Raw genomic sequence first — 19,655 nt, forward strand, 5'->3', positions numbered from 1 at the left:
TATGCCGCGCTTTGAAGAAGAGATTTATCAGGTCACCGAATCCCATAAAATACCGGGGGTCTCGCTGCTTGTGGCCCGAGGAGAGGAGATCCTCTATCAGAATCAGTTTGGCCTTGCCTCCCTGCTGCCCCTCAAGACTCCGCTTCAATCCCATCACCTGTTTGACATCGCCTCACTGACGAAGCCGGTCGTGACAACAACCCTCCTGTTGTTGAAAAGGAAGACCGATCGATTGAGCCTTGATACACCGCTTGTGAAACAGTTGCCTGAGTTGAGCGAAGGAGAAAAAGAGAGGATCACGCTACGTCACCTGCTCAAACATACGTCGGGTCTTCCTGCCTGGAAGGCCTTCTATGAGGAGATACGCCTCAGCCATCCTGATCTCTGGGGGAAGCGGGATTGTGGTCAGATCTACCTTGACAAGATTTCCCACGAATCCCTCGAGGTGCCGATCGCTTATCGGAGGATTTACAGCGACTTGGGATTTATCCTCCTGGGTCTTTATCTGGAACGTCTCCAAGGAAAACCGCTTGATCAGCTTTTTTCTGAGTGTGTCGCCTCTCCTTTGGGGCTTTCCCAGACCCGCTTTATCTCCAACGAGGCCCCACCGATCGATCGAACCCTCTTTGTCTCAACAGAAAACTCTCCGGTTCGTCAAAAAATTCTCCAAGGAGAGGTCCACGATGAAAATGCCTACTGTCTCGGGGGGGTTGCCGGTCATGCCGGTCTTTTCTCAAACAGCCTGGACCTGCACCGGTTTCTGTACGAAATTGAGAAGGGATATCACGGTCAGAGTGAATTTTTTCCGCAGGAAGACCTTCATGAGTTTATCGGACCCAAGGTAAAAATAAAATTGGGATGGGACACCCCCGAAGGGGAGAACTCGCAGGCCGGAATACATTTTTCGAGAAATTCCATAGGTCACCTCGGTTATACCGGCTGCTCTTTTTGGATTGATCTGGACCGGAAGTTTCATATTATCCTTCTGACAAATCGTGTTCATCCTTCTTCTCAGGACGAAACGATCAAGACGTTCCGCCCTCGCCTCCACAATCTTATCTATGAGGAGCTGATTTTGCCATGTCTCCCAAAAGAATCCACTTAATTGCCACCTGCGGGATGGGGATGGCCTCTCTGGCAGGACTTCTGAAGGGAAAGGGATATGCCGTTAGCGGTTCTGATCAGAATGTTTATCCCCCCATGAGTCACCAGCTGGAGTCCCTTGGAATTCCAATTCGTTCCCCCTTTAGTCCGGAGAATCTCAATCCGACTCCCGATCTCGTGATTGTTGGTAATGCGGTCTCACGGAATAACCCGGAGGTGGAGGCCATGCTTGCCAGAGGGCTCCCCTATCTCTCCATGCCACAGGCGCTCCATGATTTTTTCTTAAAAGACCGCTTCCCGATTGTGATTGCGGGAACCCACGGCAAGACAACCACATCGGCACTCACGGGCTGGCTTTTGACTCAAACCGGCCGATCTCCGAGCTTTCTGGTCGGCGGAATCCTGAAAAACAGTGGGCGTTCGTACCAGAATGGAACCGGTCCCTCTTTTGTGTTGGAGGGAGATGAGTATGATTCTGCCTTCTTCGATAAAAAACCGAAGTTTCTCCATTATGCCCCCAAAATACTTGTTTTAAATCCGGTCGAGTTTGATCACGCCGACATTTACCGGGACCTAGATCATGTCTTGTCGGCCTTCCGCGAATTGATTGACTCCCTTGGCTCCGATACCCTGATCATCCATCACGGCCAGAATCCGAATGTCCTTTCGCTGGTACGATCAACGTCCCGTCGCTCTGTTTCATTCGGATTAGGATCGTTAACCGACGTAGGAACGGCAGGTCTGGAACTTCAACGAGGGACCCGATTTCACCTCCTCTTGAAGGGAAAAACAGCGATCAAGCTCTCAAGCCCGCTCATCGGGAGACATAATGTAGAAAATCTTCTTGCCGCTGTCGCCGTTCTTCTTGAGATGGGAGTCTCGCTCACTGAAATTCAGGAGGTGCTCCCCGCCTTCCAGGGGGTTAAAAGGAGACAGGAGATTCTTGGGACATATCGCGGTGTCACGCTGATCGATGATTTTGCCCATCACCCGACCGCCATTTCAGAGACCCTCAAGGCAATCCGTGCCTGTTACCCCGAGGCGCGTCTTTGGGCCCTGTTTGAGCCGCGCTCTAACACCACGCGGAGAAAAATTTTTGAGCCGCTCTTTCCGGACGCCTTCCAGGAGGCGGACGAGACAATTATTGCCCCCCTCTATCATCCCGAAAAAATCGAGCAGGAGGAACGGCTTTCACCGGAGACGATTGTTGCCGAACTGAGCCGCCGTGGAAAGAAGGCGCGACAAGCTTCTTCGATCGACGAGATTGCCGGGTGGGTCGGGGAGGAGGCGAGGCCCGGTGACATCGTCTGTCTCATGTCCAACGGGGCTTTTGGGGGCTTGGCGGAGAAACTGACTCGTATTCTTCAATGAATCGACGGATCAAAAGGCTCATCCGGACCGTTTTGGTCTTAATTCTCTTTTTGGGGCTTCCCTCGTTCCTTCTGCATTCAAATGACCTCCACCGGTTTCTCCTCCAAAAGGCCGGCCTCGTGATCGGCTGGAAGATTGATTTTCAACGCTCCCACCTGGTTCTCCACCGTGGATTTTTTTTCTTAGAACAGCTGGTGGTTGTCTCTGCCAAACAGCGTTTTGATTTCAAGGCGGATCAATTGAAAGTTGCTATCAGTCCCCGCGCTTTTTTGACAGGCAAACTGGTCGTTTCGAATCTTACCTTGGACCACCCCTCCCTTGTCATCAGGAAGTCCGGGGAATCAAAGGGGGAGAAAAAAGTCCCCAAAGATTTTTTTAAACAACTGGTCCGAAGTTATGAAGGCTCGTTATTTTTGGAGAAGCTTGCCCTGGAAGAGGCCGACCTCAACCATTTTCGTATTCAAATGGATGACCAACCACCTTTGACGACGGAAAAGGTAACGCTTCGTCTTGGGGCGACACGCCGTGGCCTTCCGGCTCTCCGTCTTCATCTGACGGGCTTAAATCGGGACAAGCCCCTTCTTGATTCCCTCTCCACAAAATTGACCATTTCAGCGCAAGGAATCAAGCTCAGTGCACTTGAGGTCAAGAAGGGGGAGAACATCCTTTTTCTTAACGGTCGCTGGGAAGGGGATCTCGAATCCTCAATCGTTCACCTTGAAGGCTCTTTCTATCCCGAGAAGGTATTGTCGGAACCGCTTCAGTTCAGTCTCCTTGGTAGTTTGAAGAAGAACACCTTTCTCATCGATAAACTGGCTGCAGAACTGGAGGGGGGAGAGCTGACGGCTAACGGGTCCTATAAAATCAGCTCCGCCGACTACCATATTGATTTCGCCGCCAAAAACGTTGCCTTGGAATCGATCTTCAGAAAATCCGCAAGTTCAGTTCTTGGTCCAAGTCGTGGTGTGGGTGAGGTGGTGGGGAAGGCGGTTGGAAAGCTCCCCCAGATCTCGGTAGGCGGAGAGGCTCGGATCGTCTCTTTTCGCCACCGGGGGTTGGCCGCTCACGAGGCCTATGGAGAGATCAATCTCAACTGGCCCCATCTCGATTTTAGCGCAAAGATCCGCCCCTCCGAGGGGGGCAAAGAGAGCGGTCTTGTGGAGGGAGGGGTCTCATTCCTCCCATCGGCAGAGAAAAAGACGCTGACGACCTTTACCCGTCAGATCAAACTCCGCTTTGAGGAAGCCCCTCTTCAACCGATTCTTCCGGAGCTGCCTATTAGCTCTTTCGTCACAGGTTATCTTGATATCGAGGGGGCCGGCATCTCTGTCCGGGGTCGTGGCGAGGTGGATCTCCGGACCGTTATCCTGGGTCCGTTATATGTTGAGTCCTTAAAGTCGTCGATCCATCTTGAAGAGGGCGGCGGTGTCACCTTTTCCAATATAGCCCTGGCCATCAACGATGTTGAGACGGATTCCTTTCCAGGGAATCTTCGTATCGACTCGAAGGGAGGCGAGGTTTATCTCCTCGGCCAGCTTTCACCCACGCTTGCCTTTAAAGCAACCCGCTCCGCATCAACCGAGTTGTGGTCCATTGATAGTTTTTACCACCGAACTCCAAGGGGTGAACTGACATTAAAAGGGCAAATCGATGATAACCTGTCGCTCCAGATCAAAGGCCCTTTTGATTTGAAAGGGCTACAGCTTTTGCGAAAATATTTTGGGGAATCAGGCGGCTATGCCAATCTGAATTTTCAACTTCAGGGGCCAATAACAAATCCGGAATGGAACGGAAAGATTCTGTTGGATAACGGATTTCTTGAAGTCCTTGGCCTCCGGGAATCGCTCGGCGAACTTAAAGGGGAGATTCAGATGCAAAATCACACCCTGAGTCCTTCTTTACAGGGAAAATGGGGAGATGGGGATTTTCTCCTCAAGGGGCGTATGACTGTCCAAAACCGGGCTCCTCAAGAATACCATCTTTCGCTTGAAGGCTCCGGTCTTTCCATCCGTCCTTCCAAAGATCTTCGATTGGCGGCCAATTGTTCGCTTATGTTAGAAGGCTTGGCAACCTCTCCCCTTTTGTCCGGGAAGATCGATGTCATTGATGGGCAGTACAGTAAAAAATTCGACATCCATGAATTTGTTCTTAAGCCGTCCTCTCAAGACTGGTCTCTTAAGTCACCCTCTTCCCCCCTGGCCCCATGGCGGCTCTATCTTGCCCTGAAAACGGCGGGGGATTTCGAGATCAAGAATAACCTCGCATGGATTCTTCTCTCTTCCGATCTGAAAATTCGGGGCACCTATGGCTCGCCCCAAATAGGAGGCTCCCTGAATTTGTTGGAGGGAGATTTTCATTATCTGGGATCTGAATTTGCCCTAACACAGGGGCGTGTCGATTTTACAGACCCCTCCCGGGCTGAACCTTATCTTCTGCTGCTGGGAGAGCGCGACATTCCTCCCAGTTATCATGTAACGATGAAGATCGAGGGCTTTGTCAACAATCTGAAAATTGATCTCACCAGCTCCCCGGCACGTGACCGGGAGGACATTCTTTCCCTCATCGCCTTTGGGCTGACTCGGGAAGAACTGCGTCGGTCAGGGGGGGTTGGCCAGCAGGTGGGGTTGGGATTTGCCTGGGAACAGGCGGCCAGACCGCTTCAGGGAATTCTCTCACGCACGACAGGTCTTGATCTTCAGGTGGAACCATCAAAGACCAGGGGTTTGGCGACAGGCAGGATTGCCGTTATTGGTGATGTGACAGACCGGTTGAATTTTACCCTCAAAACCGATTTGGCTCCCGAGACGGCAGAAAGAACCTTGCAGGCAAACTATTATTTGACAGACAATATACTTTTGAAAGGGGTTCGGACGAGGACAGCCACAACGGCACCTCGATACCGATTCAATTTATCTTTGAGATTTCGACTCCAGTGAAAAAGAACCTTCTTCTATTGCTACTTCTTTTTTTCGCTGCCTCTCCTGTGCTTGCGGCCCAGAAGATTGTTGCCGTGACTATCGAGAAGGAAGGGCCCAGGGTTTCGAGCGCCCAGATCCGTAATATTTTGCCATTTCGGGAGGGAGACGACTACGAGGAGAAGAAATGGGAGGCGTCCCTTAATTTACTAAAAAAGTGGGGGCAATTTTCCGAGATCCTGCTCACGAAAAAGGCAATGCCCCAGGGATTGATCCTTCACCTGAAATTGAGCGAAGGTTTCATGATCAGCCGGATTCGGATTTCGGGGAACTATCCGTATCTCTCCAAGACGCTGCATCGCTTCCTGGCGATTCACCCCGGCGATTTTTTTGATCCCGTGATTGCTGAAGAGCAGAAGGAGAGGCTGCACGGTTTTTATGAAAGGGAGGGATACTTCGAGACTGTTGTTGGGCTAGAGATTCATAAAAACGTTGGTGATTATACCGCAGAGCTCCATTACAAAATTGACAAGGGAAAGAGGTATCCCTGGGGCTCGATTCAGGTTGAAGGGGGCAGCCAATTTCCTCGTGGCCGCTATATTTCAGCGATCAATCCGCTCCTGCCTTACAAGCCGTCACGTCTGAGAAAGGCAAAACAGAAGCTCCTGGAGGATTATCGGAGGCGGGATTACCTTCAGACGAGTATTCACGGAACATTAGAGAGGGATGATGCCGGGAAAAAGATGAATCTTGTGCTTCATGTCAAGGAGGCGCAGCGAACCAAAATAACTATTCTCGGCAACCGGCGCATTTCCAAGAGAACACTCAAAAAAATACTTCCGATCGCTCAACGGGCTGACGTCAGCTGGTTCGGTATTGAAGAGGCTCTTTCGATCCTCCAGGATTATTATCGGGAACGGGGATTTCAAGAGGTTAAAATCGAGGCGAGAAAGAAAAGAATCGGCCCTGATCTTCATGAAATTCTCTTTGAGATCCAGGAAGGTCCTCAGATGCGTATCAAAAAAATCGCCATTGAAGGGAATCGGCTGTTGAGTGATAGAAAAATACGGAAACAGTTCTCACTCAAGGAATCCGGACTTCTCCAGGACGGCTTTTTTCAACCTTCCCTTTTGGAAAAAGATCTCGCCCGGATCAAGGAAATTTATCGCTTCTATGGATTTCCTGATGCCTCTCTCGTAGATCACACCCTCACATTCAGTCCTCACAAGGATAAAGTGATAGTTGGGTTCGACGTGGATGAGGGCCCCCGCCTTTTTTTGCAGTCGATTTCATTTACAGGAAACAAAAATGTCTCCTCCAAGAAATTGGCGAGACTGCTAAAAATGAGGGCCGGTTCCCCCCTGGAACAAGAACGATTGGAACGCGACCTCTCGAAACTCATCAATTTTTATCAGGATCGGGGCTTTCCCCATGTTCGGATTCAACCGTCGTTGGTCCGAGAGGAGGGATCAGGCACGGACTTAATTTATCAGATTGAAGAGGGTACTCATGTTGTTGTGGGAGAAATTCTTTTGGCCGGAAACCAAAGGACCCGGCAAAGCCCGATTCTCAAGGCGATGGATCTCAAACAGGCCCATTCCTACAGCTTTAAAAAATTACTCCAGAGCGAATCTTCTTTGAGGCAGTTGGGGACCTTTCGTGTTGTCGAGGTCGAACCGTTCGGCCTTGAACGGCATGAGGAGCGGACAGACCTCGTTGTGAAATTGGAGGAAAGTCCCGTTTCCTTCCTGGATCTGGAATCGAGCTTTGACACAGATGACAAGTTTACCGGCTCTGCAGTCTTTCAGCACAATAATCTGTGGGGTTATACTAAAAGGGTTTCACTCCGGATGACGGGAGGACAGGACATTCAGAAAGGGGAACTTAATTTTACCGATCCAAGGCTGCTCGGGTTCAATCTTGAGACGACGATGTCGGGGCTTCTTCAATCAGAACAAAGACCCGGTTTTGATGCCACCGAGGCTGGAGGGCAACTGTCCCTTCTGCAGCAGATCAATCCGCAGATGACCCTTCTTGGCAAGTACCAGGCGACAAGGACATTCTTCCAGAATGTGGCCGATCCGAATGAACAATCCCAGAGGGATAACACCATTTCAAAAGTGGGTCTCTCCTTTAACTATGATACGCGTGATTCATTTTCAGATCCTTTGAGCGGCTACACCCTCCTCTGTGGTCTTGACGTATCGAACAAACTGATCGCCTCGGGTTTCAATTTTCTAAGGCCGCTTGCCTCAACTGCTTTCTATCACTCATGGTCCCCACGACTCACCCTTCTCAACTATCTTCGAATCGAGGGAATCCAGGTCTTTGGCGATGATATTCTGACACGTAACCTGAGGCTCTTTCTGGGCGGTGACTATTCTATGCGTGGATTTGGTCAGGACTTGGCTGGACCGCTTGACGCCAATGGGACGCCGACGGGCGGTCAGTTTCTTATCCAGCACACCCTGGAGTTACAAACAAAGATCAAAAACAATTTCAAGACAGCCGTTTTTCTCGATACCGGAAGTCTTACGAACAACGTGGCCGAGATTGGTCTTGACTCCTGGAGACATTCAGCCGGTCTTGGCCTGAGGTATATCACACCGATTGGTCCCTTACGTCTCGACTACGGTTTCAAGTTGGACAAGAGAGATTCAGAATCGTTAAGCCGGTTACACTTTGCCTTTGGCTATTCGTTTTAGGGAAACAAAAAGGCCCTGTTCCTTGTGAGAACAGGGCCTTCTCAACTCAAGTTTCAGCAGAGGCTGAAATTAGAAGTTGTAGGCAAAGGTACCCGCAAGGCCAAGATTCTGGCCAGCGGTACCATCAGCAACGGCGGAAGGGTTGGTCAGGTCAAAACGACCTTCCAATCCAAAACGCGCGCCATCAGCAATCGCATAACCAGTTGCGAGTGCCAGGTCATGTCGCACGCCACCGTTGGCCAAGCCACCGGTTCCGGCGTTGTCGAGACCAGGACCAAACCAGCCGTTTGCCGAGATCCCGGTTGCTGCCGCGGTTGCAGCCCCTGTGCCACCATCGAGATCCCAGGTGTAGCCGTAACGGAGGGTTCCATCCCAGACATCGCTAAAGGCGTAGGTTCCCTGCAGGGTTCCCGCAATATACTGGTTATTGTCACCAGCAATTGCGTTGTCCTGGCGGTAGGCCCCTTCAACACCAAGTGTGAAGGCGTCATTGACGGCATGACGAACAGCAAGGTCACCCAGGAAGGACCAGTGTGCATTGCTCCGGGTAACCATATGCTCCGGACCTGCGGCGCCGGAGAGCTTCGTCCAGCTCGGATTCCCCTCGTCACCGTAGCTGTAGGTAGCATTGAATCCGAATGAGGGAATTGTCGAATTTCCACCGGCGACAGCCCCTCGAGCTGGGGCATTATCACCGAGGTTGTTGACGACAAAGGTCTCCCAACGGAACTGATCACTAAAGTCGTAACCCAAGCGGGCACCTGTCACGTTATGCGGCAGGAGCAAGCGATGGATCGACGAGAAAGAAACAGTTGAAAGCTCACCACGATCAACTGGATCGAGACCGATCCCTGAATTAAAACGACCGACGAGCAGCTCTGCGCCATTCCCAACCGGGATATTGGCTGCGACATAGGTCTGCTCGATGATGAAATCACCGGTCCCTGTGCCTGTAGCCACTCGGCCTGCCGTTGCGGCACCAGCTGCAGTAATTGGCATAAAGTCGAGATCACCACGGAGCCGGATGTTTTCTCCAAAGCTCTTGGCATAATCGACCTCTAGCTGGTCGAGAAAGAAACCAAACTGTTCTGTCCCAAGGGCAGCCGGTACGGCCAACCCATCGGCCAGGACGCCTGCTGTGGCGTCAATATATCTACCTGCCCTGGCGCGTTGCCAACCTGTCACCGTTGTGACGTTACCGGTAATTTCAAGCATACCACTCTCCTCAGCTTGAACCGGCGTCCCGGCGAGCAGGCCCGCAACCGCCACAGCAACTGCGAGTACTGCGATTTTCTTCATAGTCCTCTCCTTTGTTTGTGTTTTAACAGTCTTCATACATAGTTATATGCAGTCAAAGCGTGACTAAAGCGGAAGTCTAAAAAACGTTACAGCCCTCTCCGTCACCCCCTTTCCCGTTAAACGTGTTTTCCGCTTATGCCCCAAAATACCCCAATTAAGATGACAAAAGGTTACAGTACCCCTTCCGACCTTGTCAAGCAAATGTTTGATAACGTTCACTTAATTTTATGATTATTCACAAAAATCTAAACAAACTGAACGATCGCGTCAATCTCCACGGCGGCCCCCAACGGGAGTTCTACAACTCCAACGGCGACCCGGCTGTGCCGTCCGGACTCTCCAAAAAGATCGACAAACAGTTCGCTTGCTCCATCCATCACCTTGGCCTGCTCATGAAATCCAGGGTAGGAATTGATGTAGCCGTTTAAACGAACAATCTTTTTGATACGGTCCAGGTTGCCCAGCTCTTGTTTCAAAACCGCCAGGATGTTTGTTGCACAGGCCTTCGCGGCCCGCCGTGCTGTTTCCAGGTTGAGATCCTTGCCAACACGTCCCTGGAAGGCGACTTTTCCTTCCAACTTTGGAAGTTGACCGGAGACGAACAGGAGATTTCCTGTTTTTACGGCGGGGAGGTAGTGTCCGACCGCAGCAACCTCGGGGAGGATGATATTCATCTCTTTCAGGCGATCTTCGGGTGTCATACGGATTCCTTTTCCAAAAGCATGAGGACCATGAGAGGCCATTTTTTGAGCCTTTCAAACTCCTTCAAGTCTTGATCTCCAAAAAACTTTTTTAAGGAGCTGTCAACAAAAACCTCTTTCAGGAGTCCGATCTTCAAGTGGGATCGTTGTATCATTTTAAAATACCGCTCAAAGCCAGGAGGGAGACCATCTTCGGTTGCGGGGCTGATTTGATGTTCCCCTTGAACAATGAGGCTAAATGGGTGGAGATCGACCAGGAGTGCCTTGCCGGATCCCTTAAGAACACGCGAAGATTCCTGAATAAGACGCGTCAGATCTTTTTTGACGGCGGAGGCCCGACAAAGGACAAAATCGCAGCTGGAAGATAAAATCGGCAGGGAGTCCCATCGTCCCTTGATTGTGTATCCCTCCAGCGTTCCCAATCCTGCAAAAAGGGAGACTCCCCTCTCCTTGATTAAGATGTTGAGAGAGGGAAGGTGGGGAGCGACCTCAAGAACAACCTGTTGATTCAAGTCTGGAAGTACGGTTGCCACCTCTGCCTGCTCAATCCGGGAAAGGATCTCTCCCAACCGACCGAGTGGCCCTGGCGCGGATGGCCTCTTTTTTGTGGAGGTAACGGTTGGTTGTTTCCCCCCATCCTTTCTTTTAGACAAAAAATTGAACCACGACTTCATCGCAGGCTTTTTCGTATCACGATTTGCGAATAGGGTGAACAGGTTTTTATTGACTAACCGTAAAGTAGCAAGTTACTTCCGACCGGTCATGGATTTCTCATTTCAGAAAGAGAAAGAAATCAAAACGGATCTTCTTGTCGTTGGTTGCTGGAAGGAAAAAAAACTTTCAGGTCTGGCAGCCCGGCTCGATCCAAAAATTACTCCAGGGCTTGGTCAGGTTTTGACGCGTGAGGGATTTGAGTTCAAGGCAGGATCGGCAAAATTGATCCATACGAATCTACAAGAGGTTGGGGCCTCCAACTTGCTGGTTTTTGGTCTTGGTGAAAAATCGAAAGCCGATGCTCAGTTGATCCGGCGGTTGGGAGCTGCCGCTGTTCGCTGGGGCAATGAGGTTAAGGCTAAAAAAGTTTCCGTGGAATTTCTCTCTCTTCCGCAGAAGATGGCGACTCTCCCCTTTAGTGAACTCGTGGTCGAAGGAAGTCATTGGGGGAGCTATGCCTTCGATCAGTACAAATCAGAGGAGAACTGTTCCAAGAAGACAGTGGAGAGGATTGAAGTTTTGACACAAGAGACGCCGGTGCTCCGACATGGACTGGCTGTCGGGTCCCTTGTGGGTGAGGCGACTAATTTTGCTCGTGATCTGGCAAACACGCCCTCGTCCGACATGACTCCCCGGCGGATGGTCTATGAGGCAAAGAAGGTGGCCCGCCATCCCCAAATAACTGTTGAGATCCTCGATCGAAAGGCGTGCGAGAAACTCGGTATGGGGGCGTTTCTGGCGGTTGCCAAGGGGAGTGTTGAGCCTCCCTATCTGATTCATCTTGTCTATCGCCCCAAGGGGAGGCCTCGTGGTCGTATTGCCATCGTAGGAAAGGGGATCACCTTTGATAGCGGTGGTCTGTCGATTAAAACGGCGCAGGGGATGGAGACGATGAAATTTGACATGAGCGGTTCTGCCGCCATGGTTGCTGTCTTGAGATCTCTTCCAGGGCTGCAGATCCCCCTGGAGGTTCATGGAATTGCTGCCATGACAGAAAATATGCCGTCCGGTGGTGCCGACAAACCAGGAGATATTGCACGAACCATTATTGGCAGGTCGATTGAAATCCTCAATACGGATGCGGAAGGTCGTTTGACGTTGGCGGACGCAATTCCTTACGCCATCCGTCAGAAACCGGACTTTGTTATTGATATCGCGACACTCACGGGTGCCTGCGTTGTAGGACTTGGAGATCGATGTGCCGGTATTATGGGGAATGATCAAAAACTGATTGGTCAGTTGGTTGCCTCTGGCAAGTTGATGGGGGAAATGCTCTGGCAACTTCCACTGGTTGAGGAATACAAGGAGGATCTGAAGAGTCAGGTTGCGGATGTCAAGAATGTTGGCAATCGGTACGGCGGGGCGATTACAGCGGGTCTTTTTCTTGAACAATTTGTGAAACCGGAAACCCCGTGGGCTCATATTGATATCGCGGGTCCTGCCTGGGCTGAAAAGGGAACCGACCTCGTTCCAAAAGGAGGAACGGGATTTATGGTGCCGACACTTCTCCATTTTCTGCTTCATCTCAAGAGGTCTTGATCCAGATCGCGCCCAATAATGGTTTGCGCAGGTTATTTCATTCTGAGTGGGAATAATTTTTAAGGAATAATTTTTTTGTTCAGACGTCCAAATCCGAAAAAATCGGAGTCAGACGAGTTGACGCAGCGCACTCTTTAAAACCACCCTTGACGCACAATATATTGTTGTTTTACACTGCATGACATACAATATAGTGTGTATAACTAGGGTATAAGTTGTGGATATCCAAGGGGGTAACTTATGAAAGCCGCGATTAAACGGAAGGAAGTTGTAATTCCGGGTCTCACAATGGAGAGGAGATTTACGAAGGAAGGTCTCTCTCCCTACGACATGGTGGAGTGGGAAAAGCGGTCCTCTGTTATCAAGGAGCCTGACGGGCGTGTTGTTTTCGAGATGCATAACCTGGAAATCCCGAAATCCTGGTCCCAACTAGCAACGGATATCGTTGCGCAAAAATATTTTCGAAAGGCGGGTGTTCCAAAAGAAGGTCATGAAACTTCCGTCAGGCAGGTTATCTACCGTATCGCACATACCCTCCGAACTGCTGGGGAGGAGGGGGGCTATTTTACGAGCGAGAGGGAGGCGACCATTTTTGAAGATGAGTTGACCTACCTTCTTCTGACTCAGAGAGGGGCCTTTAATTCGCCCGTCTGGTTTAATTGTGGATTGCATCACGAATACAAAATCGAAGGAAGCGGTGGTAATTGGTATTGGGATCATCAGTTGCATCAATTAAAAGAGACAAAAGATGCCTATGCCAATCCACAGTGCTCCGCTTGTTTCATCCAGGCGGTTGACGATGATCTGATGAGCATTTTTGACCTGGCCAAATCAGAGGCGCGACTTTTCAAGTACGGATCGGGGACTGGAACCAATTTTTCAAAGATCCGTGGTAAACAGGAAAGACTTTCGGGCGGTGGCACCTCTTCTGGTCTGATGAGTTTTCTGGAGGTTCTGGATAAGGGGGCCGGGGCAACAAAATCAGGAGGAACAACCCGGCGGGCCGCCAAAATGGTCTGTCTTGATATGGACCATCCGGAGATTCTTGACTTTATCAACTGGAAGGTACGGGAGGAGCGGAAGGCAGGGATCCTGATCCAGCAAGGTGGTTTCACGTCCGATTTTAACGGGGAGGCGTATCACACCGTTTCTGGACAAAACTCCAACAACTCTGTCCGGGTTAGCGATGAGTTCATGAATGCCGTTCTGCAGGGAGGTAAATGGAGTACCCGTTTTAGAACGACAGGAGAGTCCTGCCAGACCTTCGAAGCTGGTTACATGATGAAACAGATATCTGAGGCGGCCTGGTCCTGTGCCGATCCGGGCGTCCAGTATGATACGACCATTAATGATTGGCATACCTGTTCCAATATTGATCGTATTAATGCCTCCAATCCCTGTTCCGAATATATGTTCCTGGATAACAGCGCCTGTAACCTTGCCTCACTCAATTTGATGAAGTTTGTGGATGAAAAAGGGGATTTCCTCACTGAAGATTATCGGCATGCCGTCCGTGTTTTCATCACGGCAATGGAGATTATCGTTGGATTTGCCTCTTACCCGGTAAAACAGATTGCACAGAACAGCATCGATTATCGCCCTTTGGGGATTGGCTATGCCAATTTGGGGACCCTGCTGATGACCAGTGGTATCGCATACGACAGTCCAAAGGGGCGCGCGATTGCCGCTGCCTTGACGGCAATCATGACCGGTCATGCCTACCGTGTTTCCAGTGAAATCGCGGCGGTTGTTGGTCCTTTCGCGGGATTCAAAAAGAATCGTGAACCGATGCTTCGTGTCATGAACAAGCACCGAGAGGCGGCCTATAAAATTGATGCCCGGCAGTGTCCTTCGCTACTCTTAAAGGCGGCTCAGGAGGATTGGGATGAGGCGATCCGTCTGGGAGAGATTCATGGCTATCGGAACGCGCAGGCGTCTGTTTTGGCACCGACCGGCACCATTGGTCTCTTGATGGATTGTGATACGACCGGAGTTGAACCTGAGTTTTCGTTAATCAAGTGGAAGAAGCTGGCTGGTGGTGGTCACTTTAAGATCATCAATCAGTCTGTTCCGCTCGCCTTGACACACTTGGGTTATGCCTCTGAGGATGTCGAGAAGATCCAGAAACATATCCTTGAAAAAGGGACAATCGAGGGAACACCTGTCCTTAAAGAATCCGATCTTTCAGTCTTCGATTGTGCCAACAAGTGCGGTGAAGGGGTCCGATTTATCGACCCGATGGGGCATGTCAAGATGATGGCGGCGGTGCAACCGTTTATTTCAGGCGCGATTTCAAAGACGGTTAACCTCCCAAACGAAGTGACTGTGGAGGATATTAAAAATATTTACATTGAGGGGTGGAAGCTGGGCCTTAAGGCGATCGCTCTTTATCGGGATGGATCTAAACACTCCCAGCCTCTCAATACGGGGACTGCAGAGAAGGAGACCGGTTCCGGCTCTCCATCAAGCTCCACAACGACGGTTGATGAGTCGGATTGTCGTGGGGTTCGTTGTGAGTTACCGGTAAAACGAAGAGGTTTCACCGTTGAATCATCCGTTCGTGGACACAAGATTTTCCTTCGGACTGGAGAGTATGAGGATGGAAAGTTGGGAGAGATCTTTATCGATATGTACAAGGAGGGAGCGGCCTATCGCAGTTTGATCAACTGTTTTGCCATCGCCATTTCGATTGGGCTCCAATACGGCGTCCCGCTCGAAAAATTTGTCAATGCCTTTACCTTCACACGTTTTGAACCGCAGGGGCCAACGGATCATACCAATATCAAGTTTTGCACCTCCATCCTGGACTTTATTTTCCGGGTTCTTGGGATGGAATATCTTGGCAGAACCGATTTTGTTCACCTGAAGCCGGCTACCTTGGACGAGGGGACAAAACAGGTTGCTGCCGGTTCGGTTGGGGCCGCAGCCGTTTCGGACTTCCCGGTTGAATCAAAGGTAAACACAAGCCCCTCGGAAATGGGTAAGGAGTTGGGGGATCTGATGGGGGATGCCCCGCCTTGTGATCTCTGTGGTCATATAACTGTCCGGAACGGGACATGCTATAAGTGCATTAATTGCGGAAATTCAATGGGCTGTAGTTAAGGGCGCCTTTTATTAGAGGTCCCTTTAAGAAACGAACGTCTTTGATCTGCCACCCAGAAGATTTTGAAAAACATCGTTCATCTGACGGGCGGTTCTGTTATCGGACCTCCAGGCAGCCTCATTGTCCGGTAATGAGGAGAGGACCGTTGATCCTTCGGGTGTCGTCTCAGAGTTGAGACGAAATGCGGTATCCATTGTAATAAGGTGATTGTCGGAAAGATACTCTCCATCAGGGCCCGAGAAGACGGCGCCACCGTCGGAAAGGCAGGAACTGAAATTACCTGAAACCTTAGGATCCGCCATTGCTTGTGCCCCTATTATCGTCCACAAGGATAGTTCAAGTTGCCTCGCAAAACAACGACTTTTAACTGCTTGTTTTCACTTGTTTTTTTTAATTTATTTTTTTAGAAGACCACTGATGAAAAGAGGCCTGTTCATCACCTTTGAGGGGGGCGAGGGATCGGGGAAAACGACGCAAATTAGGAAAATCGCCAGATGGCTTAAAAAAGAACGGTATCTTGTTCTGATGACTCGTGAGCCTGGAGGGACCAAGTTTGCCGATTGGATCCGAAAAATCGTTCTCGACAAGAAGAACAAAGGGATCGATCCTTTAATTGAGCTATTTTTATATGAAGTGGCCAGGTGCGATCATATAATTCGTCGGATTGTGCCCTACTTAAGGAAGGGAGGGATTGTTTTGTGCGACCGGTTTACCGATGCAACAGTTGCTTATCAGGGCTACGGAAGGCGACTTCCACTTCCACTTGTGAAGCGCTTGAACCAGTTTGTTTGTCAAAAAACAAGTCCCGACAAAACCTTTCTCTTTCGTCTGCCACTTGAGGTTGGAATGAAAAGAATGAGATCACGAAGGGGGAGAATGAATCGTTTGGATCGGGAATCCAGAAATTTTCACAAACGGGTAGAGAGGGGGTATCTTGCCCTTGCCTGCAAGGAAAAAGGAAGGTTCCAGTTTGTCGATGCCAGTCAATCCCCACAAGAGGTTTTCCGGTCTCTTCAAGGTGAATTAAGATGGATTCTTCCATGAAGAAATTTCTACAAAAACTGTCTGCCTTGTCCAATCTCTCTCATGCCTATCTTTTGGTCGGGTATGAAGGTGAGACCAAAAATGAATTGGTCGGTTTCTTTGCAAAAGTTCTTTTTTGTGAAAACAGAACGGGTTGCGGTCACTGTCAGGCCTGTCTCCATTTTCAGTCGGACCATCACCCCGATTTTTTGAAGATCTCCTCCCAGAAGGGGAGCCTTCGGATCGATACGATTCGGGAGATGACTCAAAAAATATCATTAAAGCCGATTTTGGGTGGGCGGATGGTCGTTTTCCTTCCGGAAGCGGAGCAAATGACCGAAGGGGCTGCAAATGCCTTGCTGAAGACCTTAGAGGAACCGCCCCCTTTTGTGTTTTTTTTACTTTCGACGCCGGTACCGGAAAGGCTCCCCCTGACGATTCGTTCACGGTGCCAAAGAATCTTCATTCCCCATCCTTTAGAAGAGGAAAAAAAGGAGTGGGGGGAGATTTTGCCGCTCTGGAGAGAAGAGATTCTCCCCGCCTTGATCCAGAAAAATTCGAATCAATTCTCAACCGCCTCTTCTCTTGCGGAGAGATGTCTTAAGGAGTGGGACGATCTGGGCCCTTTTCTTAAATTTCTCATTGTCTGGTGGCGTGATCTGGCTGTTTATCAAAGTGATTTGGGTGGGGTTCCATTGCAAATCGCCTCAACCAAAGACCTCCTTCCTTTTGTGGAGCGGCGACAAGGAGAAAGAACATTCCGTGAGATCGATTGCATCCTTGAAACCGAAAGGGCTATAGAAGGGCACGTCATGAAACAGTTGGCCTTGGAACGGCTTTTTTTGAATCTTCTCTAAAATCTATGCCAAAGAAATTTTATCTTACGACTGCGATCGATTACGTTAATAATCTGCCGCATCTTGGGACTGCCTATGAGAAGATCGGTGCCGATGTCATCGCCCGCTATTTTCGGATGGAGGGAATTCCGGTCCACTTCCAGATGGGGAGTGACGAACACAGTGCTAGCGTCAAAAAAGAGGCTCTGAAAAGGGGACTTCCTCCCAAAGTCTATTGTAACGGGATGCGTGAGGAGTTTACCAAAATTTGGCGCTCCCTCGAAATCTCGCAAGATGACTTCATCCAGACCTCCGAGCCGAGACACCACCAGGCGGTTCAAGAACTTTTTCAGTCGATCCTCAAAAAGGGGGATATTTACAAATCCCCCTATGAGGGATGGTATTGTGAGTCGTGCGAGGCTTTTTTTACTGACAAAGATTTGAGCAACGGGAAGTGCCCTGCCCACAAGGTCGAGCCAAAGTGGCTTAAGGAGAAAAATTATTTTTTTCGGCTGTCTGCGTATAAGGACAAACTGCTCTCTCATTATACAAAACATCCGGAGTTCATCCTTCCCGAAATCCGGCGGAATGAAATCCTGCGTCTTGTCGAGGGAGGACTACAGGATGTCAGTATCTCACGCTCTTCCTTCGATTGGGGAATTCCCCTCCCCATTGATTCTTCGCATGTGGTGTATGTCTGGTTCGATGCCCTCATCAATTATCTAACGGCCGTTGGATTTGGTCAGAAGTCGGCACGTGAAAAGGCCCGTCTCAAAAGATGGTGGCCGGCTGACCTCCACATTATCGGAAAAGATATCACCCGCTTTCATTGCGTCATCTGGCCCGCCATGTTGATGAGTGCCGGACTCCCACTTCCCAAGACCGTTTTTGGCCATGGTTTTGTCTTTCTTAAAGGGGAGAAGATGAGCAAGACGTTGGGTAATATTGTCACACCGCTCGATATTATCCCTCGGTTTGGTGCGGATGCCCTCCGGTACTACCTCTTGAGGGACACCTCCTTTGGCTCAGACGGCGATTTTACCTGGGAGAATTTTGTGAGACGGTATAATTTTGATCTTGCCAACGACCTGGGAAATCTTCTCAACCGAACCTTAGGCATGACCCATAAATATCTTGGGGAAAATATCCGACCGATCCGGGAAGTCGATTCCTCTCTCAAGAAATCAGTTGCCGAGGCCCTCAAAAATCTGCGCGGTGCCATGGATTACCGGAAGAACGGTGACATCAATTTTCATCTGGCATTGGAGGGCATTTGGGAGGTGATCCATACCGCAGACAAATTTATCGATCAATCGGCCCCTTGGGTCCTCGCAAAGGAGGGCAAGACAAAGGAGATTGAGAAGGTTCTCTTTCAGGTGATTGACACCCTTCGAAATATCGCAATTTTAATTATCCCCTTTCTTCCCCAGACCTCCCGGGAGATCTGGAATCAACTGGGGCTTTCTCAAAAAGTGAAATGGGAAAAACAGACCTTCAGAAATATCGCGATGGGAAAGACGCCAGCTGTTCGGGTCTTGGTTGGGAACCCGATTTTTCCGAGGATTGAGCTATCCCCCACCACAGCCAATAAAGAAGCCCCATCCCCCCTCGCACCCAGGGGAGAGGGGGGCTCAAATAACAGAGAGGAGAATGTTATGGATCTGCTAGACATCTCAGACTTCCAAAAAATTGACCTCCGGGTCGCCGAGGTAAAATCGGCAGAAAAAGTGGAGGGGGCCGACAAACTGCTCAAGCTGCAGATTGAACTTGGCGGAGAAACAAGACAAATTGTCGCCGGTATTGCCCAACACTATACATCCGAACAGATCCTTGGAAAAAAAATAATTATTGTTACCAATCTCAAACCAGCCAAGATTCGTGGGGTCGAATCCAACGGGATGCTGCTTGCCGCCTCGAATGATAAGGGTCTTTCCATCGTCACGCTCGATCGCCCGCTTGATCCGGGTGCCAAGGTAAAATAGACAGAGATAAAACCGTCAACCCCCCAACACCCATCGGGTTCATTTCCACCCATTTTCTTTTCTGACCCCTCAATTTTCTGATTGATTTTATGGGGATAAGAATAGAGGCTCCTGGCCTCTGGATTGCTTCGTTTGATGGGGGAGAACTACAAAAATAGGGGGGTGGGGTTATGAAGAGGCATTTTTCCTGTCTTTTTCTGTTGATCCTGGGACTGATCGGCTGCGGGACGACATCAGAGGACTCAACAAGCTCGGCCACCCGAGGTGCCTCCGGTATCGATGTGAGTACGACAGTCACACTACCGTCCTCCTCCGCCTTGAGCATCTCATCCCTCACGACCAAGAACGCAACGACGGAGACGG

14 protein-coding genes are annotated in these 19,655 nt (G+C 50.0%); 10 read left to right on the plus strand and 4 right to left on the minus strand.

The genetic code is table 11. The features are described from left to right. The first annotated feature begins 1 nt into the window (after window position 1). Genes HYT77_02145 through bamA form a run of 4 tightly spaced genes read left to right on the plus strand, consistent with a single transcriptional unit; the run spans window position 2 to window position 8,095 of the window. Window positions 2-1,105 carry a beta-lactamase family protein gene (locus tag HYT77_02145; protein ID MBI2066802.1) on the plus strand — a complete coding sequence of 368 codons (1,104 nt, stop codon included), beginning with the start codon at window positions 2-4 and terminating at the stop codon, window positions 1,103-1,105. Then, window positions 1,081-2,475, plus strand: a complete 1,395-nt coding sequence (mpl, locus tag HYT77_02150) for a UDP-N-acetylmuramate:L-alanyl-gamma-D-glutamyl-meso-diaminopimelate ligase (GenBank protein ID MBI2066803.1) — start codon at window positions 1,081-1,083, stop codon at window positions 2,473-2,475. The genes HYT77_02145 and mpl overlap by 25 nt, the downstream gene beginning before the upstream one ends. Next, window positions 2,472-5,411 (plus strand): translocation/assembly module TamB domain-containing protein, encoded by a 2,940-nt coding sequence (locus tag HYT77_02155; protein ID MBI2066804.1) that lies wholly within the window; start codon window positions 2,472-2,474, stop codon window positions 5,409-5,411. Before mpl ends, HYT77_02155 begins: the two co-directional genes overlap by 4 nt. Next, window positions 5,408-8,095 carry an outer membrane protein assembly factor BamA gene (bamA, locus tag HYT77_02160; protein ID MBI2066805.1) on the plus strand — a complete coding sequence of 896 codons (2,688 nt, stop codon included), beginning with the start codon at window positions 5,408-5,410 and terminating at the stop codon, window positions 8,093-8,095. Before HYT77_02155 ends, bamA begins: the two co-directional genes overlap by 4 nt. Window positions 8,096-8,164: 69 nt before the next feature. Here bamA and HYT77_02165 read toward each other — a convergent pair whose 3' ends face one another. The 3 genes from HYT77_02165 to HYT77_02175 all read right to left on the minus strand — a co-directional run bounded on the left by HYT77_02165 (window position 8,165) and on the right by HYT77_02175 (window position 10,748). Continuing rightward, the gene (locus tag HYT77_02165) at window positions 8,165-9,394 is read right to left on the minus strand and encodes an outer membrane beta-barrel protein (protein MBI2066806.1); all 1,230 of its coding nucleotides are present in this window, start codon (window positions 9,392-9,394) and stop codon (window positions 8,165-8,167) included. A 245-nt stretch (window positions 9,395-9,639) separates the two neighbouring features. Beyond that, a complete protein-coding gene (locus HYT77_02170) occupies window positions 9,640-10,095 on the minus strand; it encodes a RidA family protein (protein MBI2066807.1) in 456 nt (151 codons plus the stop codon). Further along, window positions 10,092-10,748, minus strand: coding sequence for a hypothetical protein (locus tag HYT77_02175; protein MBI2066808.1), 657 nt, complete (start codon window positions 10,746-10,748; stop codon window positions 10,092-10,094). Before HYT77_02175 ends, HYT77_02170 begins: the two co-directional genes overlap by 4 nt. A gap of 109 nt (window positions 10,749-10,857) precedes the next feature. Between HYT77_02175 and HYT77_02180 the strand changes: the two genes are divergently transcribed. Together HYT77_02180 and HYT77_02185 are read left to right on the plus strand one after the other, a co-directional pair. Beyond that, window positions 10,858-12,348, plus strand: coding sequence for a leucyl aminopeptidase (locus tag HYT77_02180; GenBank protein MBI2066809.1), 1,491 nt, complete (start codon window positions 10,858-10,860; stop codon window positions 12,346-12,348). Window positions 12,349-12,588: 240 nt separating this feature from the next. Beyond that, window positions 12,589-15,450 carry a vitamin B12-dependent ribonucleotide reductase gene (locus HYT77_02185; GenBank protein ID MBI2066810.1) on the plus strand — a complete coding sequence of 954 codons (2,862 nt, stop codon included), beginning with the start codon at window positions 12,589-12,591 and terminating at the stop codon, window positions 15,448-15,450. A gap of 24 nt (window positions 15,451-15,474) precedes the next feature. On the opposite strand, the gene HYT77_02190 is transcribed toward HYT77_02185, so the two are convergent. Beyond that, window positions 15,475-15,753: a hypothetical protein gene (locus HYT77_02190; GenBank protein ID MBI2066811.1), complete on the minus strand. Its 279-nt coding sequence runs from the start codon at window positions 15,751-15,753 to the stop codon at window positions 15,475-15,477. Window positions 15,754-15,868: 115 nt separating this feature from the next. Here HYT77_02190 and HYT77_02195 point away from each other — a divergent pair, with 115 nt between their 5' ends. The 4 genes from HYT77_02195 to HYT77_02210 form a co-directional block, all read left to right on the plus strand. Continuing rightward, the gene (locus HYT77_02195; GenBank protein MBI2066812.1) at window positions 15,869-16,495 is read left to right on the plus strand and encodes a dTMP kinase; all 627 of its coding nucleotides are present in this window, start codon (window positions 15,869-15,871) and stop codon (window positions 16,493-16,495) included. Then, a complete protein-coding gene (locus HYT77_02200; protein MBI2066813.1) occupies window positions 16,492-17,331 on the plus strand; it encodes a hypothetical protein in 840 nt (279 codons plus the stop codon). The genes HYT77_02195 and HYT77_02200 overlap by 4 nt, the downstream gene beginning before the upstream one ends. Before the next feature lie 5 nt (window positions 17,332-17,336). Then, entirely contained in the window at window positions 17,337-19,292 is a 1,956-nt protein-coding gene (gene metG / locus HYT77_02205; GenBank protein MBI2066814.1) for a methionine--tRNA ligase, read from the plus strand. Between the two features lie 170 nt (window positions 19,293-19,462). Next, on the plus strand, window positions 19,463-19,655 hold a 193-nt coding region (locus tag HYT77_02210), incomplete at its 3' end, for a hypothetical protein (GenBank protein MBI2066815.1).

This window comes from Deltaproteobacteria bacterium (assembly GCA_016180855.1).
Taxonomy (GTDB): domain Bacteria; phylum UBA10199; class UBA10199; order JACPAL01; family JACPAL01; genus JACPAL01.

Coding starts and splice junctions, on each gene's coding strand:
- HYT77_02190 (MBI2066811.1), bottom strand. CDS start 15,753: ATGGCGGATCCTAAGGTTTCAGGTAATTTCAGTTCCTGCCTTTCCGAC.
- HYT77_02145 (MBI2066802.1), top strand. CDS start 2: ATGCCGCGCTTTGAAGAAGAGATTTATCAGGTCACCGAATCCCATAAA.
- HYT77_02180 (MBI2066809.1), top strand. CDS start 10,858: ATGGATTTCTCATTTCAGAAAGAGAAAGAAATCAAAACGGATCTTCTT.
- HYT77_02170 (MBI2066807.1), bottom strand. CDS start 10,095: ATGACACCCGAAGATCGCCTGAAAGAGATGAATATCATCCTCCCCGAG.
- HYT77_02195 (MBI2066812.1), top strand. CDS start 15,869: ATGAAAAGAGGCCTGTTCATCACCTTTGAGGGGGGCGAGGGATCGGGG.
- HYT77_02200 (MBI2066813.1), top strand. CDS start 16,492: ATGAAGAAATTTCTACAAAAACTGTCTGCCTTGTCCAATCTCTCTCAT.
- mpl (MBI2066803.1), top strand. CDS start 1,081: ATGTCTCCCAAAAGAATCCACTTAATTGCCACCTGCGGGATGGGGATG.
- HYT77_02165 (MBI2066806.1), bottom strand. CDS start 9,394: ATGAAGAAAATCGCAGTACTCGCAGTTGCTGTGGCGGTTGCGGGCCTG.
- HYT77_02155 (MBI2066804.1), top strand. CDS start 2,472: ATGAATCGACGGATCAAAAGGCTCATCCGGACCGTTTTGGTCTTAATT.
- metG (MBI2066814.1), top strand. CDS start 17,337: ATGCCAAAGAAATTTTATCTTACGACTGCGATCGATTACGTTAATAAT.
- HYT77_02185 (MBI2066810.1), top strand. CDS start 12,589: ATGAAAGCCGCGATTAAACGGAAGGAAGTTGTAATTCCGGGTCTCACA.